This is a genomic window from Vagococcus sp. WN80Y (genome assembly GCF_059621045.1).
The window spans coordinates 13,615-39,905 of sequence record NZ_JCAQHY010000136.1 but is presented as its reverse complement, the minus strand read 5'-3'; the positions used below and the strand labels follow the sequence as shown (position 1 = coordinate 39,905).

The 26,291-nt window shown below is 35.6% G+C and carries 27 protein-coding genes and 1 pseudogene; 6 read left to right on the top strand and 22 right to left on the bottom strand.

Features of this window, described 5'->3' with window-relative positions; translation table 11 throughout:
• Positions 1 to 219: 219 nt before the first annotated feature.
• Positions 220 to 1,152: a replication initiation factor domain-containing protein gene (locus tag AC5KOD_RS07690; RefSeq protein WP_496913963.1), complete on the bottom strand. Its 933-nt coding sequence runs from the start codon at positions 1,150 to 1,152 to the stop codon at positions 220 to 222.
• Positions 1,153 to 1,384: 232 nt separating this feature from the next.
• Between AC5KOD_RS07690 and AC5KOD_RS07685 the strand changes: the two genes are divergently transcribed.
• On the top strand, positions 1,385 to 1,732 hold the full coding sequence (locus tag AC5KOD_RS07685) for a hypothetical protein (protein WP_496913962.1): 348 nt from the start codon (positions 1,385 to 1,387) through the stop codon (positions 1,730 to 1,732).
• 28 nt (positions 1,733 to 1,760) lie between these two features.
• Here AC5KOD_RS07685 and AC5KOD_RS07680 read toward each other — a convergent pair whose 3' ends face one another.
• From AC5KOD_RS07680 to AC5KOD_RS07670, 3 genes are all read right to left on the bottom strand, one after another.
• The gene (locus AC5KOD_RS07680; protein WP_496913961.1) at positions 1,761 to 2,366 is read right to left on the bottom strand and encodes a PepSY domain-containing protein; all 606 of its coding nucleotides are present in this window, start codon (positions 2,364 to 2,366) and stop codon (positions 1,761 to 1,763) included.
• A 146-nt stretch (positions 2,367 to 2,512) separates the two neighbouring features.
• Positions 2,513 to 3,874 (bottom strand): sensor histidine kinase, encoded by a 1,362-nt coding sequence (locus AC5KOD_RS07675; RefSeq protein WP_496913960.1) that lies wholly within the window; start codon positions 3,872 to 3,874, stop codon positions 2,513 to 2,515.
• Positions 3,867 to 4,571 carry a response regulator transcription factor gene (locus AC5KOD_RS07670; RefSeq protein ID WP_496913959.1) on the bottom strand — a complete coding sequence of 235 codons (705 nt, stop codon included), beginning with the start codon at positions 4,569 to 4,571 and terminating at the stop codon, positions 3,867 to 3,869. Before AC5KOD_RS07670 ends, AC5KOD_RS07675 begins: the two co-directional genes overlap by 8 nt.
• 169 nt (positions 4,572 to 4,740) lie before the next feature.
• Between AC5KOD_RS07670 and AC5KOD_RS07665 the strand changes: the two genes are divergently transcribed.
• Entirely contained in the window at positions 4,741 to 5,490 is a 750-nt protein-coding gene (locus AC5KOD_RS07665; RefSeq protein WP_496913958.1) for a CotH kinase family protein, read from the top strand.
• A 17-nt stretch (positions 5,491 to 5,507) separates the two neighbouring features.
• A complete protein-coding gene (locus AC5KOD_RS07660) occupies positions 5,508 to 5,963 on the top strand; it encodes a CotH kinase family protein (RefSeq protein WP_496913957.1) in 456 nt (151 codons plus the stop codon).
• Positions 5,964 to 6,353: 390 nt separating this feature from the next.
• On the opposite strand, the gene AC5KOD_RS07655 is transcribed toward AC5KOD_RS07660, so the two are convergent.
• The 12 genes and pseudogenes from AC5KOD_RS07655 to AC5KOD_RS07600 all read right to left on the bottom strand — a co-directional run bounded on the left by AC5KOD_RS07655 (position 6,354) and on the right by AC5KOD_RS07600 (position 16,800).
• Entirely contained in the window at positions 6,354 to 6,800 is a 447-nt protein-coding gene (locus tag AC5KOD_RS07655) for a universal stress protein (protein ID WP_496913956.1), read from the bottom strand.
• A 136-nt stretch (positions 6,801 to 6,936) separates the two neighbouring features.
• Positions 6,937 to 7,788 (bottom strand): aldo/keto reductase, encoded by an 852-nt coding sequence (locus AC5KOD_RS07650; RefSeq protein ID WP_496913955.1) that lies wholly within the window; start codon positions 7,786 to 7,788, stop codon positions 6,937 to 6,939.
• A gap of 80 nt (positions 7,789 to 7,868) precedes the next feature.
• A pseudogene (locus AC5KOD_RS07645) lies at positions 7,869 to 8,291 on the bottom strand (MerR family transcriptional regulator).
• 121 nt (positions 8,292 to 8,412) lie between these two features.
• Positions 8,413 to 8,922, bottom strand: coding sequence for a DUF4428 domain-containing protein (locus AC5KOD_RS07640; protein WP_496913954.1), 510 nt, complete (start codon positions 8,920 to 8,922; stop codon positions 8,413 to 8,415).
• A complete protein-coding gene (locus AC5KOD_RS07635) occupies positions 8,922 to 10,388 on the bottom strand; it encodes a xylulokinase (protein WP_496913953.1) in 1,467 nt (488 codons plus the stop codon). The genes AC5KOD_RS07640 and AC5KOD_RS07635 overlap by 1 nt, the downstream gene beginning before the upstream one ends.
• A 17-nt stretch (positions 10,389 to 10,405) precedes the next feature.
• On the bottom strand, positions 10,406 to 11,449 hold the full coding sequence (locus tag AC5KOD_RS07630; RefSeq protein ID WP_496913952.1) for a zinc-dependent alcohol dehydrogenase: 1,044 nt from the start codon (positions 11,447 to 11,449) through the stop codon (positions 10,406 to 10,408).
• Positions 11,450 to 11,477: 28 nt separating this feature from the next.
• The gene (locus tag AC5KOD_RS07625) at positions 11,478 to 12,314 is read right to left on the bottom strand and encodes a PTS system mannose/fructose/sorbose family transporter subunit IID (RefSeq protein ID WP_496913951.1); all 837 of its coding nucleotides are present in this window, start codon (positions 12,312 to 12,314) and stop codon (positions 11,478 to 11,480) included.
• Entirely contained in the window at positions 12,301 to 13,071 is a 771-nt protein-coding gene (locus AC5KOD_RS07620; RefSeq protein ID WP_496913950.1) for a PTS mannose/fructose/sorbose/N-acetylgalactosamine transporter subunit IIC, read from the bottom strand. The genes AC5KOD_RS07625 and AC5KOD_RS07620 overlap by 14 nt, the downstream gene beginning before the upstream one ends.
• Positions 13,072 to 13,082: 11 nt before the next feature.
• The gene (locus AC5KOD_RS07615) at positions 13,083 to 13,559 is read right to left on the bottom strand and encodes a PTS sugar transporter subunit IIB (RefSeq protein WP_496913949.1); all 477 of its coding nucleotides are present in this window, start codon (positions 13,557 to 13,559) and stop codon (positions 13,083 to 13,085) included.
• A gap of 17 nt (positions 13,560 to 13,576) precedes the next feature.
• Positions 13,577 to 13,987, bottom strand: a complete 411-nt coding sequence (locus AC5KOD_RS07610) for a PTS sugar transporter subunit IIA (protein ID WP_496913948.1) — start codon at positions 13,985 to 13,987, stop codon at positions 13,577 to 13,579.
• A 41-nt stretch (positions 13,988 to 14,028) separates the two neighbouring features.
• A complete protein-coding gene (locus AC5KOD_RS07605) occupies positions 14,029 to 15,942 on the bottom strand; it encodes a BglG family transcription antiterminator (RefSeq protein WP_496913947.1) in 1,914 nt (637 codons plus the stop codon).
• 21 nt (positions 15,943 to 15,963) lie between these two features.
• Positions 15,964 to 16,800, bottom strand: a complete 837-nt coding sequence (locus AC5KOD_RS07600; RefSeq protein ID WP_496913946.1) for a class II aldolase — start codon at positions 16,798 to 16,800, stop codon at positions 15,964 to 15,966.
• A gap of 649 nt (positions 16,801 to 17,449) precedes the next feature.
• On the opposite strand from AC5KOD_RS07600, the gene AC5KOD_RS07595 reads away from it, so the two are divergent.
• The gene (locus AC5KOD_RS07595; protein WP_496913945.1) at positions 17,450 to 18,316 is read left to right on the top strand and encodes an SDR family oxidoreductase; all 867 of its coding nucleotides are present in this window, start codon (positions 17,450 to 17,452) and stop codon (positions 18,314 to 18,316) included.
• 60 nt (positions 18,317 to 18,376) lie between these two features.
• Here AC5KOD_RS07595 and celB read toward each other — a convergent pair whose 3' ends face one another.
• From celB to AC5KOD_RS07570, 5 genes are read right to left on the bottom strand one after another with little or no spacing between them, the layout of a single operon-like run.
• Positions 18,377 to 19,732: a PTS cellobiose transporter subunit IIC gene (gene celB, locus AC5KOD_RS07590; RefSeq protein ID WP_496913944.1), complete on the bottom strand. Its 1,356-nt coding sequence runs from the start codon at positions 19,730 to 19,732 to the stop codon at positions 18,377 to 18,379.
• A 19-nt stretch (positions 19,733 to 19,751) separates the two neighbouring features.
• Positions 19,752 to 20,264, bottom strand: a complete 513-nt coding sequence (locus tag AC5KOD_RS07585; RefSeq protein ID WP_496913943.1) for a hypothetical protein — start codon at positions 20,262 to 20,264, stop codon at positions 19,752 to 19,754.
• Positions 20,265 to 20,317: 53 nt separating this feature from the next.
• Positions 20,318 to 20,629: a PTS cellobiose transporter subunit IIA gene (locus AC5KOD_RS07580; RefSeq protein ID WP_496913942.1), complete on the bottom strand. Its 312-nt coding sequence runs from the start codon at positions 20,627 to 20,629 to the stop codon at positions 20,318 to 20,320.
• Between the two features lie 26 nt (positions 20,630 to 20,655).
• Positions 20,656 to 22,659: a BglG family transcription antiterminator gene (locus tag AC5KOD_RS07575; protein WP_496913941.1), complete on the bottom strand. Its 2,004-nt coding sequence runs from the start codon at positions 22,657 to 22,659 to the stop codon at positions 20,656 to 20,658.
• 12 nt (positions 22,660 to 22,671) lie between these two features.
• Complete coding sequence (locus AC5KOD_RS07570; RefSeq protein WP_496913940.1) at positions 22,672 to 22,989, bottom strand: PTS cellobiose transporter subunit IIB; 318 nt, start codon at positions 22,987 to 22,989, stop codon at positions 22,672 to 22,674.
• Positions 22,990 to 23,275: 286 nt separating this feature from the next.
• Here AC5KOD_RS07570 and AC5KOD_RS07565 point away from each other — a divergent pair, with 286 nt between their 5' ends.
• Both AC5KOD_RS07565 and AC5KOD_RS07560 read left to right on the top strand, forming a co-directional pair.
• Positions 23,276 to 24,448: a DUF998 domain-containing protein gene (locus tag AC5KOD_RS07565; protein WP_496913939.1), complete on the top strand. Its 1,173-nt coding sequence runs from the start codon at positions 23,276 to 23,278 to the stop codon at positions 24,446 to 24,448.
• 47 nt (positions 24,449 to 24,495) lie between these two features.
• Positions 24,496 to 25,320, top strand: coding sequence for a prenyltransferase (locus AC5KOD_RS07560; RefSeq protein ID WP_496913938.1), 825 nt, complete (start codon positions 24,496 to 24,498; stop codon positions 25,318 to 25,320).
• A 186-nt stretch (positions 25,321 to 25,506) separates the two neighbouring features.
• Here AC5KOD_RS07560 and AC5KOD_RS07555 read toward each other — a convergent pair whose 3' ends face one another.
• Complete coding sequence (locus AC5KOD_RS07555) at positions 25,507 to 26,280, bottom strand: formate/nitrite transporter family protein (RefSeq protein WP_496913937.1); 774 nt, start codon at positions 26,278 to 26,280, stop codon at positions 25,507 to 25,509.
• Positions 26,281 to 26,291 lie beyond the last annotated feature (11 nt).

The following is a 26,291-nucleotide window of genomic DNA, read 5'->3' as shown; positions in this document are numbered from 1 at the left end:
ATTATATGACATAAATAACCTCCGTGTTAGTTAAAAGATGTGTAAGTTAATAATAACAGTCAATTAATGAAAAGAGTTAAAGGGTGTTGCACTTCATTCTGACACGTAGGAGTAGTTTTTAATGAATCGAGAGAGCCCAGTCATAGCAAGCATTTGAGAACGTCTTGAAATTGATAACTAATTGACTGATAAATTATGGTTGGGCTAATCTTTGCTACTTTAAAATAATAATTCGCCAGTTTCTTTGTCGTATTGGTGAAATGTTCCGTTAATGTTTCTATGATTAGCTACTGGCATGTTTGATAGTTCGCCGTATTGACTGATTAACGCTTCGAGTTGTTTTTGTTTAGCCAATTGATCGTCCAGTTGTTTCTGGAGTATTTCTTTTTGTTTAGCGATATCCTGTAATTGGTCTTGTACGAGCTTTTCAGCTTCTAGTTTAACTGGGTCAACGTAATTGACAGCTACGTCGATTTCTTCCAGTTCCTCTTTAGTCGCAAATGGACTGTCTGTTTTAATCGTGAGCTCTTTTAAAGCTGTTTTCATGTCGTCCTTGACCATTAACCGACGGTTAAAGTCATTTTTAAACTCTTTAGCAAGCTCTTTCTGTTCGTCTGACATTTTAGACTTACCAGTCTTAATCAGGTGTTCTATGAATAAATTATCGTCGTCAAAAGCTTCATACAGCGTAGCAACCGACCCAGCAACTTGATTATCAATCCAGTTTTTAGTCCGTAAAATTGTTTTGTCGGCCACGTCTTGACTCAAATAGACTTTTTCAACATTGCCTATAAATCGTTCCCACCAACGCGCCGTTTTCCAACGAGATTTTATTTTATCATTACCTTTGATTTTGAAATCTAAATACCGATCTTTAATAAAATTGCCTAACTCGTCAGGTCTTTCAACAATTGTTTCAATCGCTTTATTGGCTCGTTCATGTCTCAATTGGAGCTCTGTCCGTTGCCAAAATGTGATTGTTTCGTTTAAAGCGTAGCCTTTGTTAATGCGCTCTTTGTATTTGTCATAAAATCGAATCATGACGTCAGATTTACCCAAATAAATAGTTTGACTGTTTGTTGAGCCGTCTTCAAGTAAATGTTCCTCAAAATTACGAGCTGTCCTAAACAGGCTTACAGCACCTGTCTTCACCTTATTCTCTCTTGTTTCAGTGTGAAATAGCCTTTACAATCGTCGATGGAATTTTGAAGAAGCTGTTAGGTCTCAATTTGGTCTGCCCATTTTTATTGATAGTGACGCTACATTAGCAACAATTGGCTATAGCTTAAGACACCAATTTGAGAAAAATGAGATTATTGTTGGGATTTATTATCCAGAAAACAGCATTTCAGGTATTTGTATTTTTTCAGATAATAAAGTATTGGTGGGACAAAATAATTTGGCGGGAGAGGCGAAAAATTTACCGCTCCTTATTGATGAGCAAGGCCCAATCACATTTGAGGATTCGTTGAGGAATCTGATTGAGATTATTTCGATTTATAACGCTATTCTTGCACCGCATGTCATAATTATTCATAAAGACCTTCTCCCTGAAAAGGTTTTATCAGAGACGTTAGCTGATGATAGAATTTTTCAGAAGCAACCAAATAAACCTATGATTCATTTGGCTAAAAGCTTTGATGAAGATGTTTTTTGTGGATTACAGTGGCTTGCGATGAGTCATTCTCTATATTTTCAAGAATTAATAATAAAAATAAAAGGATTGCAATAATAAAATCGCACTCCTTTTATTTTGCTTTTTAATCGTCTACTTCAGTTTCTAGAATCTCCCCAGTTTTCGCGTTTAATTTAATGCTTGTGTCACTAGGATCAGATTTAAAACTAACCTCCCAATAAGTAATAGACATTTCTCGTTCTAATGACCAGTCTGTAGCCGCACCAACTGATTTTTCAAGAGATTCTGTCGCAAGTTTAGTTGCTTCGTCAAGAGAGATAATATCCTTGAGATCAAGTGCTTCTTCAGCCTTCTTTACGCCGTTCTGCTCATCTGCGTCTAAGGTTTCCTCTCGTTCTCTCGTTTCTTCTCCTGTATCTGCATTAATTTTTAGCTCGTACTCTTTAGAGTCATCCATCCCTTGAATTTCATAAAAATAACTACCAAAGGAAGTATCCAAACCAATCGATGTAATAGCTGTATCTGGATAATTTTTTTCATAAGCCGCTATAGCATCCTGCAGAGAAAGCTTGATTTGAGATGTCGTTGTATCTGGATCACTAGCTGAGTTTGATGCAGACGATTTCTCCAGAGTGGTTGAATTTTGCGGTAAAGCATTACGATTAGTCGTGCATGCTCCTAAAATTGTTCCTAAGGTTAATAAACTTACTGCTAATAATTTCACTTTCATACTGATCTCTCCATTCTTTTTTTTGTGAAGGAATAATTGCCAATTTGTATGACTTATCTTTTTTCTTGGCTCCTTATTGCCATTATAGCAACTAGAAAATAAACTAAAACCAAAAATGAGTGAAAAGAAAATGAAGACTTTTTCATTTAATTAAGAGGGAATTTTACACTGAAACAAGTTCCTTTTGGCAGAGTGTCCGTTACTTTGATATTGCCATCATACCGTTCTACAAGCTCCTTAACTATTGATAACCCAATACCAGAACCTGTTATCAAGCTAGACCTTGACTGATCTGCACGATAGAATCGTTCAAAGATGTGTGGTTTATCTGCATCAGAAATTCCTATACCGGTGTCAGCAATATAAAATAATACTTCAGTTTCACTGGTGGATAGCGTGAGTTTGATTTGATCATTTTCATTACTGTATTTCACCGCATTTTCTAACAAATTACGAATAATTTGATAATAATGTCCGTAGCTCCCAATAAGAATAATTTTCTTTTCAATTTTAAGTTCAATCTTTTGCGGATGAATTAATTGGAACTCCGAAGCAGTTTCCTTAACTAAATTAGAAAAATCAATTGGGTTATCTCCTCTTTCTTGACGACCTAATGTCAATAGTTGTTCCACCAGCACTTCCATCCGTTTGGATTCTTTATCTAGATAATCTAAGGAGTTAGGAACGATTTCTGGATGGTTTCGCCCTCTCCGTTTAATTAAGTTCACATGCCCCCTAATTGCGGTTAGCGGCGTACGTAACTCGTGTGAAGCATCCGTTACAAATTGTTTTTCTCGAAGCAAATATTCTCGTTGTTTTATAATTAATTGGTTGAATGAAGAGGAGATATTTGCTACTTCTATGGGGGTCTCAGGTTCTGTTAATAAGGAATTCTGAGATTGAATGTTTGATAGTGACGTTATTTCTGAATTCATCTCAGTTAAAGATTGACTAACTTTTTTTGTGAAACGATAAGTGATAAATCCGCCAACAATAATGATGACAAGTGTTAGCAAGACAGTGAAAGAAGTTATCTCGCCAATAATCTCAAGGCTATCTTCCATCTCAACTAAAACACTAATATTTTTGCCATTAGTCAAGAGATTTTGGTAATAATAAGGTGAAAAATCATCATCCCACAACAGGCTTTTCGCAAAAAAGAATTGAGTAAATGAGGAGAAATCTTGATAGACTTCTTCCGCTTCTTCCGAGTAAATGATTTCCTTGGAATCAAGAACTATCCTTATAAAATTGGGTGAATTATCATTAGGGATATGAGTGTTAAGTAATGATTCCCATTCCTCTGGACTTTCTGCGGTGCTCTCTTTTAAAGAGGTCATTAATAACTTTGTTTGATCTTTGGTCGAATCATATATAGAGAAAGAGGTCATTATTGTAACGGCAGTACTCAGCAGCACCACGGCGGTTATTAAAACGGCAATAAATCTAATTGTTAGCTGATACTGCATCGTCTTTCGTTTATCAGAAAATTCTTTCTTTTTAATCATCTGTCATCCTCATTACATAGCCAATACCACGTACTGTTTGAATTAGGCGCTTTTCTGGAAGGTAATCCATTTTATTTCTTAACGATCGGATATAAACATCTACCGTGTTTGTTTGGCCGAAATAATCATACCCCCAAACAGCATTGAGCAGCTCGTCTCGAGTTAGAACTTCCTCTGGCCGTTTTATTAGTTCTAAAATTAAAGCAAACTCTTTTTGAGTTAATTGGATAGGTTCACCAAATCGTTCAACTAAGTGTTTAGTCGTATTCAATTTTAAATCTTCGTATTGATATATTAACGGCTGCTGCTTTAACTCATTAAATTGTTGTGTTCGTCTTATAATAACTCGAATCCTTGCCAGTAGTTCTTCAATATCAAAAGGCTTGGTTAGATAGTCATCAAGCCCAGTATCTAATCCAGTAATCTTGTCTGTTAATTGATCCCGAGCTGTCATCATAATAATTGGAATCTGACTCTTTTTCCTAATTCGCCTAGCCACAGTAATGCCATCATAGATAGGCAACATCCAGTCTAGTAATATTAAGGTTAGTTCATTTTGGTAATGATCATATAGAGATAAGGCTTCGCCGCCGTCTTTAGCAAAAATGACTTGGTATCCTTCAAATATCAGTTCTTCTGAGACAAAATTAGCTAGACTTTCTTCATCTTCAACTAAAAGTATCTTTACATCAGTCATTTAATCAGCTCCCTTAATTTAACAATATCATTTTTTCTAAGAACTGCAATCAAAATTGGATGAAAAAATTTTCATTTTTAGCTAAACGCATGATTTAAGTTTGATTTAAGTTATTTTTGATAAGCTACAGTTATAAATCTAGAGTATCAAAAATAAAAGGAGCAACCAAATGAACAAAATTAACAAGCGATTACTTTTAACTACTGCTGCTTTATCAGTTATTCTTGTCGTGGTAGGATGTAGCCCTTCTTCTCGAACAACCCTCTCAACTGACCAAGTTGAGAGGGGTTCTGAAAGTGATTTTTTTACAACAGATAGTATTCATACAATTAGTCTTGAATTTGATGAAGCGGATTATCAAGCGATGTTAACGGAGTACACAAACTCTGGTGATAAAACATGGCTTAAAGGGAATTCAACTTTAAGAGGCTTAACAACTGACACGGTTAAAGCAACTGAAAAAGCTAAAACCGGAAATGAAACTAACTTAGAAAAGCAAAAAGGTATGCCCACTGGTGAGCCTAGTTCTCTTGACGCTGAATCGCCTGAAACACTTCCATGGGTGATTCGCTTAGATAAATATGAAAAAGAAGTTAATTATAAAGGACGATCTTATTTTGTTGTTCGAGCAAATAATTCAGAAACTTCTTTGAATGAAGCTGTCGCCCTAGCGATGATAAATAAAGCTGGAGTAGAGGCTGAAAAAGTAGCTTTTACCAAGTTTTCTATTAATAATTCTGACGAGACATTGCGTTTAGTACTTGATGTTCCTGATGATAAGCTATGGACAGAGGAGCATTTTTCTGAAAATTCTGGTTTATTGTATAAGGCTGATGGTGATGGAGACTATTCCTATCGAGGAACAGATGCATCTTCGTATACTGAAGTCTTTGAACAAAAATATGGAAAAATGACTTAACTCCACTGATTAGTTTCTTGGATTTTATTAATAATTCAACGGATGAAGAGTTTTCTACCAAAATTGGTGATTATCTTGATACAGATGCTTTTGCCACATATCTTGCAAGTCAAGAATTGATTCATAATGAAGATGACATTGATGGACATGGTAATAACTCCTACTTATATTATGATTCAACCACTAAAAAAATGACAGTTGTTGCTTGGGACCACAATTTGGCATTTGGTGGTATGGGCGGTAAGATGGGGAATAATGCAACTCCATCAAATGCTGATGAAAAGCGTCCATCAGATATGGAAGAAAATATACCACCTGAAGGAGTGACAAGCCAAGATACCCCTGGAATGCCAGAAGGAAGTGACAAGTCAACTGGACGTCCAACAGGTGGTCGTATGGGAGGGAAAGAAAATATTCTAGTCACACGTTTTTTAGCGAATGATAGTTTTAATAAGCTTTATGAAGAAAAATAAAAAAACTTAACAGCCCCTTTGATTGATAGTGATTATGCAAAATCCGTCTTAAAAAGCTATCAAGATCTGCGCATTAAAAGTGCTACGGATTTGGTTAAAAAAGAGATTGTTACAAACGAAGCCGACTCAATTAGTGAGATGCTTACCACAAATTCAAGCACGGTAAAGGATTTCGATAGTAAATAATATAGCAAAGGAGTCGTGATTGTAATTCCAACGACTCCTTTGTTCAGCACCAATTTTCAATAAAGCCTAAAAATAGATTTCTAAAAAAATCTTATTCTGTGATACTCAATGACCGCTGTACTTAATTCCTCATGACAGATTATTGTTCTTGTATAATTAAAAATACGACCATTTGTAAAAGGAAAGTAGAACCTTTTTAATAAACTATTTCACAACAATTACCGTACATGGTGCATGATTAACTACGTAAGAAGCTGTTGATCCAATCAAAACACGAGAAAGTGCTCCTTTTCCTGTAGCACCAAGAACGATTAAATCAATATTATGTTCGTTAGGAATAATTTTGGTCAGATATTCTTTAACATTCCCAAGTTCAACGATTGCTGTTATATTTTCTAACCCAAACTCTCTCGCATCATAGATTTTTTTCAAAATTTCTTTTTCCACTTGTTCTCTCTGCTGATCAATTACTTCATGATAGCTGTACGGGAAATCATAAACACTATATGCGATTTCTACATCATTGATTATACATGCAACAAATAAATTGGCGTGGTGCTCTTTGGCTATGTTGAGAGCTTCAACATAAGCTTTCTCAGATTGCTCAGAACCATCTACTGCGATTAAAATGTTCTTGTAACGTTGCTCCATTGTAAACGCCTCCTTTTAATTAAGTATAACATGTGAAAATAACTCTATACAAGGATCTTGCTATATTTTTACCATTAAGTTTGAACGACTTTGCAATTTATTTGTCTGTCATAACCGTTTTTTGTAGAAGATGCTTTCAAATATCAAGCTTCCGACTAGCCATCCATTTAATCATACTAGGATCAGTGTGATTAAAGAATTGGCTTTCACCTCCATCTAAGGTTGCAATCGCTCGCTTATCATCTACAGATAATGAAAAATCGAACACATCTAAATTTTCTTTCATCCGTTCTAGTTTTACAGATTTCGTTAAAACAACAATATCTTGTTCAATTAGCCATCTTATGATCACTTGAGCTACCGATTTCTGATACTTTTTGCCAATTTCTACTAAAAGTTCATTCTCAAAAATACTATTTTTGCCTTCAGCAAAAGGTGCCCATGCTTCTGGTACAATCCCTTCTAGTTTTAGTTCAGTAATATTTTTAGCTTGTTGGTTAAAGGGATTGATTTCAATTTGATTAATTTGCGGAGTAACTTGATTAAATTCAGCTAGATCAATCACTCTGTCAACCGCAAAATTAGAAACACCAATTGCGCGAACCTTATTTGTAACTTGTAATTTTTCCATAGCACGCCATGCACCGTAGATATCATTATAGGGTTGGTGAATTAAAAGCAGGTCAACATAATCAAGGTTTAACCGTTGTAAGGAGTGTTCAAATGATGTCATCACACCTTCATAAGATACATTTTCTACCCAAATTTTAGTTGTCAAAAATAGATCTCCTCGCTCAATTCCAGACTGTTGAATTCCTTTTCCGATTGCCTCTTCATTCAGGTAAGATTGAGCTGTATCAATATGACGGTAGCCAGCTTTAATTGCTTCATAAACTGACTTTTGTGCTTCTTTAGGATCCGTTATTTGATAGGTTCCAAATCCTAAAATAGGAATCTCGACTCCATTCATTAATTTTATTGTTTGCATAGTTATTTCCTCCACTCTTTCGTTGATAGTTCTAACTATACACCTTGAAGTGGACTCCATAGCAAGTGATAACAATTAATTTATTTATCAGTTTGAATAACGTGCCACAACTTCTCTATGTTATCATCTGTTAAATCACCAGCATCAAACTGGGCTATGTGATCGTCATATGTTGCTATTTTGTAGGTCAATAATTCATGAACTTTCTTTATCTCAGCTAATTTTTCGGAAACTTTCTGTAATTGATTTTGTAAAATCTGTTTTTGAGCCTCCTTTACATCACCGTCCATCTGAGCAAGAGCAGCGAATTCAATAAGAGAATCTATTGATAATCCTGCACTTCGTAAACTTTTTACCAAATAAATCTAGTTCAAGTCTTTAGTTTGATACACACGGTAACCATTTTTATCTCGACCAATCGGTGGAATTACTCCTACCCGCTCATAATAGCGGATAGTATCTGTAGATAGACCAAATAAAGCTGCTACTTCCTGACTTGTCACATTCTCATCTCCTTTTGTTAATACTAGTTATTATACACGTTAAAAGGATGTAAGTCTTCATAACTAAACCCCACCAAACTTATCTCCTGGAAGGGGAAACTTGGTGGGGTTTAGTTTAATATTAAGTTAATTCTGTGATAATTTTTTCTGCCAAACGTCTCATTGTTTTGTAGGGCGCACTGTCACAAGAAATTTTCTTAGGAACTAACATGATATGACGTCTTAGCTGTTGTTCGTCAAATTCAATCACAACAGCTAGGGTACCTAATCGCTCTTCGTCTTTAACCACGTGAGTTTCTTCCACTCGACAATTTATCACGTCAGATTGGGAGTAAAATTCTGGTTTTAGACCTTGAGTTGCATAATTAGGGTGATTAGGTAAACAAAATATTTGACGCGTATCATCAAATAGAATGAATTGATTCACACGTCGTGTAATCTCAAATTCTGGCTGTTTTTTTTCTATTTGAGACCTTTGATAGTCATGAAATAGTTCTGCTTTAGATTTATCTATAATTGTTTGAGTGAAATTGAGACTGACATATTTATAACAATGTCTACAGACATACCCCTCTTGACTTTTAAATTTAATAAATCGGACAGGACTCTGACAAAGTAAACAAGACTTCATTAACTCACCTCCTTCGTATAATTTACCAAAGCCTTGCTTAATTTTAAATAGTTTTCATAAGCGAGATTATACCTTTTCGCAAGTTGTGAATCAGGGGCAACAACCTGATATTCTTTATGGTCTCTCTTAAATTTCTCTCCATTCCCTAAAATAGCCAAAATTGCTGCACCATGAACCGCTTCTTGAGAAACAGTCGTCCTCCTCATAGGAGAATTGAAAATATTAGCTAAAATTTGAACCCATAGCTGACTTTTCGCCCCGCCACCTACAATAATAAAATAGTTGGGTGAGGTGTTATTTTTCATTTCTTCAAACACACAACGCAAACCAAAGCCAACGCCTTCTAACAATGCTTGATAAATATCAGCTCGGCTTGTATCAAGACCTAAGCCGACAAAGGCTCCTCGTAATAGAGGATTGCGATAGATTATTTTTTCTCCTTTTAAGTGAGGGTAAAATAGAACATCATTTAGACCTAAATTAGAGTGGTGAATTGCCTTCTGCTCTGACTCATAATCAGAGGTTTGTAGAATATCCTCTAACCACCAACTATTTGCTTTTGCCCCTGTCTGAACAGTACCTTGAGTTAGAATTATTGAGTCATCTTTGTTTATTCTTACTACAACATTTTTACCAATAGGCTTTAGTTGGAACTCATTATTAGGTATTCCAACAACACCAGATGTCCCTAACGATAAAAGTGGTTGTTGATTCTCAAGACTACCAGATGCCAAGGCTGCCGCTACATTATCACCAGTTCCAGCAACTAGTGGGATGGCTTGATTGATTCCAAGTTGCTTTTGAAATTCTGGTTTTAAATAGCCAACTACTTTGGAGGCATAATTAATTGGTGGAAATAATGTTGAGGATAGATTAAATTCGTTTTGGATCCATTCTGACCAATTATTGGTTTCAAAATCATACATTGAAGTCGTGGAAGCGTCACAGTAATCTGTTGAAATAGCCCCGGATAACTTCATGATTATGTAATCTTTAGCAATTAAGAAATGAGTAAGTTGTGCAAAATGCTCTGGTTCATTTTCTTTGACCCATAAAAGATTTGCTAATGGGCTACCTGTTGCAATTATTTTTGCGGATTCTTGACCTTCAGTAGATTGAATTAGTTTTTTTCTTAATTCAGGAATTTGAGAGCTGGTGCGTGTGTCATTCCACATAATAGCGGGTCTAACAGGTTGCCCCGCTTGATTAACAAAAACGGTTGTATGCATTTGTCCGGTAATACCAATACCGCCGATTTCCTCTGCGTCAATTGTTGAAAAAATTTCTTTCAAACCAGTGACTATAAGTGTCAACCAATAATCTGGCTCTATTTCCGTCCAACCTTTTTGTGGCGTTAGGTACTCATATTTTTTTTGAAATTCCAATACTGATTCTAGCTGATTGGTCACAACTGCAAATTTTATGGAAGAAGTACCTATATCAAGCCCAATGTACTTTCTTTTCATATTACTTCCCTCCTAACCTAATCAAAAGTTATGATGGTTTTTAATGTTTCTGCTTGTGCCGCATGCTCGAAAGCTTCAACAGCATCCGTATAATCAAATGTACAATCTAGCAGTGGTGTCAGATCTACCAGCCCTTTTGAGATCAATTGAATCGCTCGGTAAAACGTTCTGATGGTCGGACTAACAGTTCCCGTAATAACCTTCTCATGAGAGTGTATAGCCCCCATATCAGTTGGAACAAGCTCATTTGGATGCATTGAGCTAAACAGAAATGTTTGCCCCCCGTTTGCCGTAAACTCAATTGCTTGTGCCGCTAATTTTGGATGAGCAGTCGTATTAAATACAACATCTGCCCCCCGTCCTTCTGTGTGTTGTTTGACAAAAGTTACTGGGTCTCCAATGGTTGGATCAACTGTCAGATCAACTCCAAGCGCTTCTCCAAGTTGCCGCCGTTCTTTATTTGGTTCGCTAAGTATGACACGAGCACCTTGAAGCTTAGCCAACATCACATGCATCAGTCCCATCACACCTCCGCCCATTACTAAAACATCCTGACCTAGCAAAATGTTAGCTCGCTCTACACTGTTGACAACACACGCCAAAGGTTCGGTAAACGAGCTTGTAATAAAGGAGATATCTTTAGGATATTTGTACAGGTCTTTACTCTTAACCGCCATATATTGTGCCATTCCGAAAAAACCTGAAAGACCTTTTGAATTTTGAAACGTCGAGCTCGTATAAATACCAAGACAAAGATTTTCTCTCCCAATTTTGCAATAATGACATTCTCCACAAGCAGGAATGATGTATTTGACTACATGATCTCCCACTTGAAAATGAGCAGGATTGACTAGTGCCCCAATTTCAACTACTTCCCCACTAAACTCATGACCGCCAATTCGTGGGTAGGACCACTTAGTATCTCCTAAATAATCACGGACATCATTAGTACATAAGCCATTGGCACGAATCTTTATTAAAACTTCATCTTCTTTAATTTTTGGTAGAGATAATTCTTGAATGTCGATTGTTTTGGCATCAGTTAAAACTATTGCTTTCATGCGCATCCACTCCTATCATTTACTTAACTTAAGCTCCCAAAATACCAAATAATCCGCCGATTACGCCAATGACGATAATCGCTCCAATAACTTTAAGTGAAGACCACCCTTTTTTCATTAAAAAATACACAATCATTGTGAAAGCAAATGGCAAGATATTGGGAATAACTTTATCCAAAAATTGTTCTTGAACCTTGAAGGTCGTGGTGGAACTGACAATCTCAAGAGCTACATGCATCTTAACGTAGCTTGAAATCAATCCCCCCATCACCATACATCCCATGACTTCGGCTCCAAGAAGAATTTTATTTAAAATGCCTTTTTCTAAAAAATCCATAATTGCTTCGGCACCTGCTCTATATCCAAACATGAAGTTTGCATAACTCATACTCCAGGCAATAGCAATCATTGCTACGGCAAAAATAATGGATCCCCAGATAGTCCCTTTTAAAGTTAAATCTATACAGATAGCTAATAATATTGGGATTAGAACCCCTTGAAAAATTGTATCACCAATTCCTGACAATGGACCCATTAGGGATGTTTTTAAACTAGTAATGAATTCGTCAGGAATTTCTTTTCCCTTAGCTTTTTGTTCTTCTAAAGCAATAATCATACCGATAATACATGAACCGAATTCAATATGAACGTTAAAGAATTCAATTTCTCGTTTCATCATTGCCTTTTTCTTTTCAGGCTCGTTTTTATATAACCGTTTTGAAATTGGTACAAAAACATGCGCAACGGCTTGTCCCATCATACGTTCATAGTTATAACAGGTTTGTGGTAAATTCTCCCAAATTAGCCATGAGCGAACTAAATCTTTTTTTCGAATCAAGCTCTCTTCAGTATTATTCGAATTCATAATCTTCTTCCCCCTCGTCATTATTAGTTTTACCTTTTAGTTGAACATAAATAACCGCAACTAAGCCAGCAATAATTCCTAATGGCAGCAAATCTAGACCAGAATATACAGCCAAAATAAAACCTAAAAATAAGAAGACTTTTGCTTCACCTTTAAATATATACTGTAAAGTAATTGCTACTCCTAGCGCTGGCATTAATCCACCAATAACGGTGAAGATGGTTAAAACAGTTCCACTTAGAGCATCGATAAGTCCTGAGATATAACTTGCACCAAAATAAGCTGCCAGTCCACAAGGGATAATCGTAATAAGCGCTGTCAATAATTGAGGAAATAACACATTCGCTCGCCAGATTTTATTGTATTCACCTTTTTCAATATAACTATCTGCTACGTGAACAAAAATCGAACCGAAAGTCATACGTGCATACCAAACAAATGTACCGAGTAATCCAATAGGTACCGCAACTGAAAGAGCTGTCTGAGCGTCTAAACCACCGGTAATAGCAAAGGCGGTTCCTAAGATACCCGCTAAGGCCATGTCTGCCGGCATACTTCCACCTGCCGAGATGAAACCTAAATAGACCAGGTTAATCGTTGCACCAGTCATAGCACCCATTAGTGGGTCACCTAAAACAACCCCTGTTATAAAGCCACAAACTAAAGGACGTTGCAAGGTCCAAAGACCAACAAAGGGCAAATTACCAATTGCGAAAAAGTAGATCAACCCACACAAAAATGCTTGAAAAATTGTCATTTAAATTCCTCCTAAAGTAAATTAGTTATTTCAATTAATCTCTGTTCTGGTACTAATTGATAAAAAACATGAATCCCTTTATCAACCATACTGCGAATTGCGGCTATTTCTTCTTCATCACACGCCACATTTTTTATAAATGTTTGACGTTCTCCACGAATACCCATTCCACCTAAATTAACCTGAGGTAATTCAATTCCTCCCTCGACCAATTTTGCATATGTAATAGGCGTTTTAGTAAGGAGTAAAATGCGTTCTTTTTCATTGTAAGCTTTTTTTAATTCAACAATCCCCTCCTCAGTTGTATAGGCATCTACCCTTACACCTGTTGGTGCTAAAGCCTTTAGCACTCGTTTTTGAAAAACATCTTGAGCTACTACATCATCAATAATAATTATGTGATTAATACTATGGGTAGGTGCCCAAGCGGTTACAACCTCTCCATGAATTAATCGGTCATCTACGCGCGCAAAAATAATATTTTTCATTTTCTTTCCTCTTTTCTTTAATCTGCCAATTGTTTTTCTAAATAATGATTAACATCCACAATGGTTGTTGGCGCTTGTTCTAATAATTTTGTAACTATTTCCTCAAGTCGTTGTTCACCTGAGCGCATCATAAGGGCTTCCAGTACTAGTGGAAGATTCATGCCAGTAATATGATGAATAGGATAGTCCCCCATCAATGAGACAACAGCGTTAAATGGGCTGCCACTAAATAAATCTGTTAAGCATAGAATTTCCTCTTCCCTTGAAAAGTTTTCCAAAGTTTTTTTTATGGTTTCTTTTAGCAGCGTAATGTCATCATTTGGATATAATCCAAATGCATGAACCTTTTCTTGCTTCCCAATAATCATTTGGGCGCTCCCTAAAATACTCTTAGCAAGCTCACCATGTGAAATTAACACAAGTTGCATATTATCTTCCTCCTGTCTTAACAGTCTAATTTCTGCTAAGTTTATATGTAATCGTCTAATAATTGCCCAAGTTTTAGCTTAAAGTGATCAAAGGTAGGCTCACTTAAAAGCTGTTCGGCAAAGTCTTTCTCTTGTATAATTTTGGCTAAATAATTCCAAAGCTGAAAAACTTTTGCGTTATTTTTTTCAATAACCACAAGCATGGCCAATTGAACTTGATTATGATCGCGATCCCAATCAATTCTTTGTTCTAATAAAGCAACAGAAACAAAAGTATCAACTGTAAACGGGTTAATTGGATGCGGTAAAGCAATGTGATTTCCAAAATAACTACTGCCATGTTCCTCTCTTAATTGGATAGCTGTTAATAATTCATCTTCTTGTCCATTAACTTTTTCTTTTGAAAGAGCACTTAGTTTTGTTAAAACCTCACTTTTAGTCGATAAATTTCCAAAATAGAACAACTCTTCCTTAAATAAATTAATGATCTCCATCTTTCCTTTAAACCCATCAATCGCTAATTTTATTTTTGAATACTCAGCTTCACTTGGAAAAAAGCTTATCAGAATAGCTCCTAGATTTTCTGTTAGCTCATTTTGATCGGTCGTAAAAAGGACATCATAATCTTCCACATCAAGAGTTTTCAACTCCGTTATATTAGCTAAAGTTAAAATAGAAATTTCCGATGAGAACCAAGTGGCAAAACGTTGCCTTAGTAAGATGCTCTCGCTTCGCTTCAAGCTAGTGATAATTAAGACACGCTGTTTACCAGTGATATCATTGTATTTAGTCAAATACTGATTAAAATAAATGGCTAAATAAGCAATTTCCCCTTCTTCGATTCGTTTGCCAAAAAAATCATGGAGCAGCAAAGACATATAGACAGCAATATCAAAAGCCAATGGAAATGATTGTTTGATCTGATCAAGTAGTCTATTTTCATTTTGCATGTTATACTCCAAGCGTGTGATAAGGGGCATGAGATGTAAAGCCAAAGCAATTCGCAAATCAATATCTTGAGTAAAATCAATATCAAATTTATCGTTTATTTCTTGTAATGCGAATAAGATAAAATTGTTAACCTCTTTTGAAATATAGCCATTCTCTTCATAATCACTTTTCCCTTTTAAATAAATAGCAAGATTATTAATTTCATCTTCACGGACTGAAAAGTGGAGTTTCTGACTCAAAGTTTCAAAAATTTCTTTTGCTGCCTCTTTTTCGGTTTGAAATTCTTTCCCCAGCTCTTTTCGATGATGATCAAGATAGAAGCCTTGACGCATTCGTCTAATAGTCATGTCAATGTGAACAATTAAATTTTGAAAAACTGTATCGGAAATATGATGGCGCTGTTTTAACAATACTCCAACTAAAGTGGTTTCAATTTCCTGACGATAACTCTCTTGCGCCTGAATGCTTGCTTCATCCGTAATAAGTTCTAGGTTGCCGATTTTAACTAAACATTTTCGACAATCACTCTCATCACCAACAATTCTAATGCCTAATTTAGGCTTACGCTCTATCTGTAAGTTATAGGCTTTCACATAATGATTTGCTTCATTCAAGTCCAAAGTTAAAGTCGAAACAGAAACAAATATTTTATTCATTAAAAAATGCCGACTAACAAACGTTTTTTGATTGAGCAAGATAACTATCAACTTTCGAACTCGATCAGTTTGGTCTATCAATTTTGAAACGATAGATTCTCCATTAAATTTAGTGAGTATCTCATCTAGCTTAGCTTGATCATGAATAATGACTTTACTACCTTTTGAGGCAGTCGAAATAAATTCAAGGCAGTCGTAAGTGATAAAAAACTCGCGAATCGTCTTAATATCGGATTGAATGGTACGGATACTAATATTAAATTTTTTTACAAAATAATTAGCTGTGAGGTACGATGGACTATTTTTTTCAAATTCTCTAAAAATTTCTATTTGTCGATGGTTTAACACCGGTCATCCCCCCTCTTATTTTTAGGTCATATTTACCTCTCTAATAATGGCTTCAACTCTTGCTGACACAGCATCAATGGCATTACCTGATAAAGCCATAATATCAAATTCATTGTGATTCATTTCGTATGCTTTGCCAATAGTTCGAATGAAGGCTTGCCTCAAATCAGAGCCATAATTGACTTTAATTAAATTAGCCTCCTTAGCGCGTCTCACCTGATCAAAAGGTATTCCTGAGCCACCATGTAGTACAAGTGGAACCGTAGAAATACGTGCAATCGCTTCTAATAATGAAAAATCAAGATTTGGCGTCAAGTCCATACCGTGAACATTACCAATTGAAACCGCTAATAAATCACAGCCTGTTTTCTCAACAAATTCAGCAACATCCTCACAATTTGTTTTGGCATCACTTTCAGATACATGATCATCTTCTTTGCCTTGAATGGCCCCTAGTTCTGCTTCAACGGGAATTCCAAAGAAATGACAATACTCCACAACTCGTCTAACTTCTTTGATATTATCTGCAAAAGTTAGGTCAGAAGCGTCAATCATAATTGATGTAAAACCAGCATCAATACATGCTTTGACATCCTCAAAACTTTTTCCGTGATCTAAATGAAGAGCAACAGGTGTTGAAGCATCCTTCATTTCAGCTTTCACTAAATCGGCAATAGTTTGTGGAGTCGAAAGCTTCAGGTTATTTGACGAGATAGCGATGTACCCTCCAATCCCCATTTTTTGGTATCCTTTTATGATACCACTGGTTAATTCCATATTTGTTGTATTGAATGCTGGCAAAACCAATTTTTTTTCTCTGGCGTAGTTCATTAAACTAAATCCATTGACTAAATCCATTCTCAAACCCTCTTTCTTTTGATGTATCTTTAGCATACAAGAAATTTTACTGAGTGAAGCATGATTTTTTGCATGATTAATCATGCAACTACTCATTTACATTGAATAAGCTGGGTTTGAACGATTGATTTGATTAAATTGATTTACATAAACTACCTCAGATCTTCATCAACACTTTACATGAAGCATGTAATATAATCATATCCACTAAAAAGCGAAAGGATAGATGATTTATGATGATAGACTTGCTTAAAGTAGCAGCTGCAATAATTTTATGCGGTTTTCTAATGATAGAAATTCGGCGTTTCTTTACATCTTCAATAGACTAATGACCTAATTTTATGACAGGTTTATTGGAACACTCCTTTCTAGTCTCAAGTAAAATTGCCATAATTAATTAGTGTATCATAATTAGAAAATGAATAAAAAATGCGATATTTCTAAACTGAACGCTTTCAATCCTCTTAGTAAAAAAACACCAGTTCAAGTTGAATTTTTGAAACTAAGGGTGCCACTTTTTCATGTTTAAGTTAATAGTTACTTTTAGGTGCCTAAGCCACTTAAAAGTACTTACTTTACATTAGTAACTTTAAGTTTTATGATAGGTATAGATTAATAATCTATCTAAAAAAGGAAGGTTGAGAATAATATGAACTATTTAGTAACAGGCGCAACAGGTGAATTAGGAGCATATGCTTTATCTTATTTGAAAGAACAAGTTGATCAAGAAGAAATTATAGCACTCGCTCGTACAGAAGAGAAAGCTACATCATTAAAAGAACAAGGTCTAGCAGTTAGAATTGCTGACTTTGATAATTATTCTAGCCTTTTAGAAGCATTTGATGGAATTGATCGTTTATTATTCATTTCCTCACAGCCTGGAGGCCCAGTTTCTCGTGGCGAACAGCACCAAAACGTAATAAACGCTGCTAAAGAAAAAGGCATTTCATTTATTGTTTACACTAGTTTTCCTAATGGAGAGAAATCAAAAAGCGCTTTAGCGCAAGATCATATTTTAACAGAAAAATTGATCAAAGAATCTGGTATTTCACATACTATCTTACGTAACAATTGGTATTTAGAAAATGAAGGTGATACGATAAAAGCAGCTATAGCAGGTCATCCATTTATTTACTCTGCTGGTGAAGGGAAAGTTGGCTGGGCTTTAAAGCGTGAATTTGCTGAAGCAGCTGCGAATGTGTTTACTGGGAAAGTGCAAACGTCAGAAATTCTTGAACTTTCAGGAGCCCCTATCACTTATGCTGAGTTAGCGAAAGCAGTAAAAATAGCAAGTGGTAAAAATTTCATAGTTGAGGCAATGGCTGATGAAACTTATCAAGCTACATTAAAAGCTAACAACGTACCGGATGCGGTGATTGATTTCATCCTAATGATTCAATCAGATATTCGTCAAGGAGAATTAGATATCATTTCAAGTGATTTTGAACATGTTTTAGGTAAACCGTTGACACCATTAGTGACTGCGGTGAAAGAGTTCTTGTCATCAAACAATTAATACGCAAAAAGGAAGAGTTTATATTCTCTTCCTTTTTGCGTATTAGTTGTTATTTTTTTGTTAAGCTTCTTCTAAAGCTTGGTCATGTTCTTGTTTGACTAATCCAGCATCATATGATTTGGCAAATGGTAGATAAATGAAGAAAGCCACAATCGCACATAAGATAGCAACTAAAGCTGCTTTCCAATCACCTCCAGTCCCAATGAATGCGCCAATTCCGACTGGTGAAGGCCATGGCATCTGTGCAATCATTGGGCGAATTAGTTCCAATTTGATAGCGAAGTAAGCAATTGATGCAGTTGTCATAGGCGCCAAAAAAAATGGAATTGCTAGGTAAGGATTGTAAATTAATGGGACACCGAAAATTAACGGTTCATTAATATTAAACAAGGCAGGCACTATAGATGCTTTCCCTAAGATTCGCAGTTGCTTAGATTTAGCCAAATATACTAGAAAAAGTGCAAATCCTAAAGTAGCCCCTGAACCACCAACAGTTACATAAGCATTGTTAAATTCACCTGCTAATGGGAAAATACCACCATCCGCATTTGCAGTTAAGTTTCCAAGTGTAATGGGCGTCAACAATGAGAAGATAATATTTGCCCCGTGAATCCCAACTAACCACAACGCGTGTACTAAGAAATAAATCACCATTAAACCTAACCAACTATTTGTTAATTGGGTAACAAAACCAAATGGAATAGCAATTAATTGGAAAATATCTGTCCCAAAAGCAACTAATATACCGTTAATTAGCAAGACAACGAAGGCAACCAAGAAAGCAGGAATAAGTGCTGTAAAGGCCCGTGATACACCTAAAGGAACCTCTTCTGGCATTTTAATAATCCAGTGTTTTGCGACACATAGACGATAGAGTTGAACAGCGATAATTGCCATAATAATACCAGTAAAAATTCCAACTGTTCCCAACCTACTCACACCATCTCCGCCAATTTCCCAACCATTAATAATACTTGATTCCGCATCAGTGATACGAACCATAACCCCATTTTCCATCGCTAATTGGGGAATCGACATAAAAAAAGCAAACATAGATAATAATGCGCCACTCATTGGAGCCAAATCTAGTTCTTCTTCTTCCGCAATTATTTTGGCATATTCATAACCAAGAACAATGCAGAAATATAAGGCTAACAGCCCCATTGTAGTACTATTGGCTAACATATACAAATCGCTAACTTTAAAAAAAGTAGCATTAAAAATACCTTCTAAAAAGGGAAAAGTTAATGGGAGGACATTAAAGACTAAAAACATTGAACCAACTATAGTAAAAGGTATAGAGGCCATCCCTGCGCCCATTATGGCGCGTACAATTTTAAATTGGGCCACTTTACCAAGTGGTCCCATGATTGCTTTTTCCAACAAATTAAATAACTTGTTATTTGATTCTTCCACAATATTCACTCACTTTCAATTAAATAGATTTTTCAAATTCTTTTATATAGTGATAATGCTTATCGCTATTTTGCTGGATTTGCTGAATACGTCTTAAACAAATTAACGACAATATAATGCCAATAAATAGGAATCCACCTATCATCAATCTAACTTGATATGTTTTAACAAAAAATGGATAAAAACTAACGAAAGCTTCTTCAAATAATAACCCTATACCAAGCATGATATTAATAGATACTTGTAAAAGATGAAAAATAACATTTCCTTGCAGAGAAGAAGCAACCTTTTCCGTTTTAATTCCGTAAAGCTTGACATGCTCGCTTATCGCAATCAAACTGATAAGGAGTAGTAAAGATGGTAGAAATGCTGAAAAATGTTGACTCATCACCAATCCTAAAAACCAGTATAAATTCATAAAAAAGAAAAGTGCTAATAGGTATCGCAATAATAAATAGCGATTATAACGAAAGTTTTTGGCCGCATTGTCTCGCCTTGTCCGCTCAATCTCATTTTGCTGCTTTTTCTTCATAATAGTTTTCTTCCCCTCTTTAGTATATTTGCCTGACAAATTGTTTGTTTATTCTAATTACGTTGATATAATACGAGCATCTCAATCGCGATTTCTCTTAATGTAATAGTAGTCATTAAGTGATCTTGAGCATGAACCATAATTATTTCTATCGTGATAGTTTCTCCATTAGCAAATTCTTGCAATAAGCCTGTTTGTGTTTTGTGAGCTGCAATAAGAGCATCATTAGCTTCCTCTAACTTTTGTTCAGCTCTACCGAACTGATTGTTCCTCATATATTGAAATGCTTCGTGGACGATAGTCCTTGCCTCTCCACTATGTAAAATAATATCAAAAGCGACTTCTTGTAATTTTTCTGCATCCATTGTGCTTTTTTCCTCACTTTATTTGATTATGAATAGTTGATAAATTGTTCAATAAATTGTTCATAGTTTTCACTTGCAACTAATTGTTTGCGAATCCGATCATCCTCGATAATTGGAACTAACATCAAACTTATCTTTTCTAATTCCGAAAGATTAAGTGTATCTGGTGATAAAAGAAAAACTAGTTGAATATGAGGGTGTTCTTCATCCCAAAATATGCCTTTTGGAGCAATTGCAACAGTAACGTATGCCGAAGTGGTCACAGGTTCAATCGGATGTGGTACGGCCAAATAATCAGAAAAAGCAACAGAACTATATGTTTCTCTAAGCTGTAATTGCTTTTTTAATGAATCTTTAACCGGTTGACCTTCAATCCGCTCTAACGAATCGAGTAAATCATCAATTACCTTCTCTTTAGTGGTTTCATTCTCTATAATTAAAAAGAGCTTTTCCGAGAATGTTTGTTTGATTAAATTCAGTCGATGAGTTTTAGCAATGACAGAAGCATTTCTGTCTTCCAATAATGGCTCCATCCCTTTGTACATTGATAACTCATGATTGATTGCCGCGATGTCTTCCTTATCAAGAAAAACACTCACATGCACAATGGGTGTTTGGTGAAGGACATTAGGTAAACCGATCGATGAAACAATTAAATCTATATTCTCTAGAGCTTGTTCCGATATTTCGTAGTAACTGATTACCTGCTCAATCATTATCTTGGAACCAAGTTCATGCTCCAGACGAGCTCTTAGCATTTGGGAACTACCTAATCCAGTAGCGCAAATAACTAATACTCGGGCTTTTTGATTATTAAAAAAACGTTCGACAGCTGCAGTTAAATGAATCGTCAGGTAAGCCCATTCACTTTCCTGTACATCAAAGGAACGAAAGACAGGCATTTTTTCAAAATGCTTAATTGTTAGTTGGAAAATATCTAAATATTTCCCTTTAATTTGTTCTAACAATGGATTGCCAATACTGCTTTTATTTTGTAATCGCAGTAACAATGGTGTAAAGTGCATCATTAAACCATCAATTAATATTGAATCCTGTGAAATAGTAAAACCTGTCTCCAAGTCTATCGCATGTAACACTTCGATTAATTGTGCCTGAATTTGTTCACGGTCATAGGCAATCCGTTTAAAAACTAATCGAGAGGTGGTTTTATTTCTTAAATGCATGGCTATATACTCAGCTTCTTCAATTGGAAAAGTAATAACCATACTTCGACTCAGACGGTCTACAATTCTCAATGCGGTTTGATATTCTAGTGATACTTTTGGAAACTGGATAACGTTCTCTTGCTCAATTTCAAACCCTGATTGAATTCGTTTAATTGATAATGCAATATGGAGCACAATATTGAAAATGATGAAATCTGATATTTTTAAATGAGATTCTCGACACTCATCTAAAACAATAATTAAAATCTCTTCAATGCTAATTTCATCAAGCAAACTACTATACATTGAAAAGGTGTAGAGGTTGTCGTGTAAGCGAGTCATAAAAAAGTAGTTCATGATAAAGTGTCGAAAACTTTGTTCACTCCCATAAACAAAAATCCCAATACTCGGCTTGCTTTTCAGTTCAATATTATAAGGTGTCAGTCGCTTTTTTATTTCGACTAAATCATTCGAAATAGTTGACCGTGAAACAAATAAATCGTGAGCAATGTTGTCAACCAAAAGAGCACTTTGTTCAAAAAAAAGTTTATGCAAAATATAATATTGACGGTCCTTTGATTCATGAATCGTTGTGATTTGCTTAGTGGATGATAGTTGGTAGATTTCATACTGATAAAAGAGTTCGAAAGATGAGTCATCCTCAATAATAAGACGATACCCCAGTCCGCGTTTTGCTTCAATTCGACTCTTGTGTTTCTTAACAACATCACCTACTATATGAAGGTACTTGCGAACTGTTCTATCTGAAATTTTCAATTTGGTAGATAATTCTTGACTTGTTAGATAGCCCTCACGATTCTCGTATAATAGTTTCAAAATAATTACTTCTTTTTGACTTAGCATTATCCTCAACCCTTATTTGATCGCTTCTTCCACCACTTTGGCTAATTTTTCAATGCCCATTGGGATAGGGACGTATGCTTGAGGCGGTATGTTAACGATCGGTTTATTTTGTTTAATTGCTGCCTTTTCTAAATTAGCAAAATACATCTTCGTTTGTGGGCTGACCAAATATAAATCAAATTGATCTTTAGCAATGGTTGCTGCACCTTGTGATGCTGATGTTGCCTCTAATTCAATTTCCACACCTTTAGTTGCGAAAAAATCCGTCGCTTTTTTAGCAATAACTGAGGATGACATACCTCCAGCGCAGATAATCAATGCTTTTTTCATTTCTTTTCCTCCTATTAAATAAGTTTTCCACACAGTAACAGCGGGGTGAGTCAATTTTTCTATTTGATCAGTAAACTCTCCTCCTTCTTAATTCGTATCTGTATCATATCAGGAAGCGCTTGCTTTTTGAATGGATGAAGTTTCCGTTGCCTAACGGAAAGAAGTAACACCTATAATGACATGCCAATTTTCACTCTTCTTTACTTAATATCCCTAGTTTGCTAAACTTACAAGTGAAAAAGCAATCTTCTTTGCCCATAAGTTTAGCGAATGGAGTCCACAAAAAATGAAAAAAGAGTTGTTAAAAATTAAAGTACCACCCAAAATTTATCAAGAATTATCTATTGATAAAGATGAAGAACTTGTTTTACAAGTTAAAAATCAAGCTATTACCATTACAAAAAAACACCCATCAGAAAACCAAGTCATAACTCTCAGATGGTTTCTCCTACCATCCTTGGCGGTTAGTCTGATTTTTTTATGGATAGCTCTTTATCAAAATATGAGTCAAGTCCCTTTAACAGGTCAAGTATCTATCGCTAGCCTGGTGATTATTTTAGGCGTTTTTAGTGGTATCTGTATGTTCAGTTTCTTCTTTATAAAAGGAAAACGAAATAATACTAACCTCTCTGCTAGTAGCATTTATTGGCGAAATTTTCCAACTATCCTCGTCTCATTTGTGATTAGTTTAATTTTTGTTCTGTCCGGATTTTTTTGGTTAGTTGATAAATTATTCAAAGGAGCAAGCTTTGATATTATCACTGCCACATTTATATTTTTTTTATTTGCTTGTTGTATCAATTATTTTATGATCTATTTTGCGACTGCAATCTCCTCAACAATGATTATTACTTTACTCGTATCAGTGATTTTTGGTGGACTGCTATTTTCAATGATAACCAACGCCGACCATCTTTGGTGGCAGCATAATTTTAGTTTTCTTGGCACACAAGAAGCTATTAATAGTTGGCAATTCAATGTGACTTTAATGATTTCAGCTCTTTTAATGATTGCGTTAATAGATTATTTATTTGTTGCTCTGAGAAAATCTATGCCTGGAAACAAACGATTAATGATTTTAAGAGGCCTATTAACATTAACCGCGATTGCGTTAGGGGCTGTCGGATTTTTTCCAAATGATGGCGGCGAATTGCATATCATTCATACAAAGGTTTCAACATGGCTAATTTATCTTGTCATTTTATTAATTATCAGTATTCGGTGGCTACTACCAAATATTACGAAAGAATTTCTTGTTATCTCATACAGCATGGGAGGCCTTTTATTCATATGCAATCTATTATTTGCTAATGTCCATTATTTATCACTAACAGCCTTTGAATTGATTGCCTTTATTTTGGCATTTAGTTGGATTTTACTTCTTGTCCAAAATTTACAAAAATTGTATCACAATCGTAATCTGATTGTTAACATCTCTATCGAGCCCGATATTCCTTAATCGATTTAGTATCACTTTTAATTTAAAAGAAGGTTAACTGAATAACTATGACACTTAATTATCAAGATGATATTACGCAAATCATGTCACATCGCTACGATCAAGGAGCGGATTACTGGACAACATCAGATAATCGAATTATTAAAGGCGCTCCCTTCTCTTTAGTAGAATCTGTCAGGTATCTTCGTGAATTAGGCTTATCCCCTTCAGATCCTAGCCTTAAAGCCGCTAGTCAAATCATCTTTGAGACTTGGCAATCAGATGGACAATTTAAGGTTTATCCAAAAGGAGTCAGCTATCCTTGTCAAACGGCCAATGTTGCCAGTACTCTTTGCCAACTTGGGTACCATTCTGACAAACGTCTACTACGTACACGTGACTATTTATTAAGTACTTATGAAGGAAAAGGCGGTTGGCGCTGTAAGAAGTTTTCTTATGGTCGTGGTTCTGAAACGGATTTAGCAAATCCTTATCCAACGTTATTAGCACTGGATTACTTTCGCTATGGCAAACAAAAAGAGGAACCTGCTGTTAGCTTAGCTATTGAATTTTTACTTGCTCATTGGCAAACAAAATCGCCAATTGGACCTTGTCATTATGGGATCGGCACCTTATTTATGCAAGTAGAATATCCTTTTCGTGGTTATAATCTTTTTCAATTTGTATATGTGCTATCATTTTATGAAGAAGCTAGACATGATCCGCGATTTATTGAAGCCTTCACCTGCTTAAAAGAAAAAATTATTAATGACCAATTGATTGTAGAACGAGTTGTTCCAAAACTTGCGAAATTAACGTTTTGTAAAAAAGGTGAGCCAAGTGAACTAGCTACTAAACGTTTTCAAGAAATACTTATTAATTGTCGTAAATAATGAAAGCCCCTCTCAGTCTTTTAAATTGAGAGGGGCTTTTGTTGATTATTTGTGTAAATTCTGATGAAACCCGAGATGCTTCAAGTAGAGGATTTACTAGCAATTCTACCAATTTAAGCAAGCATTTGGAGTAATTCACAACAATTATTTTTTTTACTTCTTGTCTTTTTGGTTTGTTTTAGTCAGTTACTTTTTTGTTCCGACTTTGTAAGCAGTAAAGTAAAGGAGCGCAATGAAGCCGCCACCACCCACTACGTTTCCTAAATAAACAGGAATAATATTTAACCAAAAATCAGTCCAAGTAACACCACCAGCTAGAATTCCAGCTGGGATAATAAACATGTTAGCAACCACATGTTGAAAACCTGATATGACAAATCCCATAATAGGCAACCAAATTCCTGCTATTTTCCCCATGAAATCTTTGGACGCTAAGTTAAGATAAACGCCTGTTGAGACTAAAATATTGCAGGCAATCCCTGATAAGAATGCTTGTAATAATGTATCCTTCGTTCGACCACGAGCTACAATAATCGTCCGTTCAACAAAGTCACCTTGCAGAGCTCCGGTTAAATAACCAAAAAAGTAAGCAACAAAAAAAGCGCCGATAAAGTTAAACAAAGTTACAATTGCGATATTCCTCAACCATTCTTTTACTGTTATTTTTTTGGCGAACAAGGCCATCGACACAACCATCATATTACCAGTAACCAACTCTCCTCCCGCTAACAGAAGGCAGATCAGACCGAAGGGAAAGACGCAGGCTCCAATTAATAATACTAAACTGCCCCACTCTGCGGGCATAGTACCCATTGCACGAATAAAAGCAATCCCTGCTAAGCCAATAAACATCCCAGCTGCAAATCCTAACAAGCTAAGTGTAAGAAAACTAGCTTTCCCCTTTTCCATTCCTTTTTGAATAGTGACATCAACTATCTCTGGTGGACTATAAAATCCCATTTTATCATCTC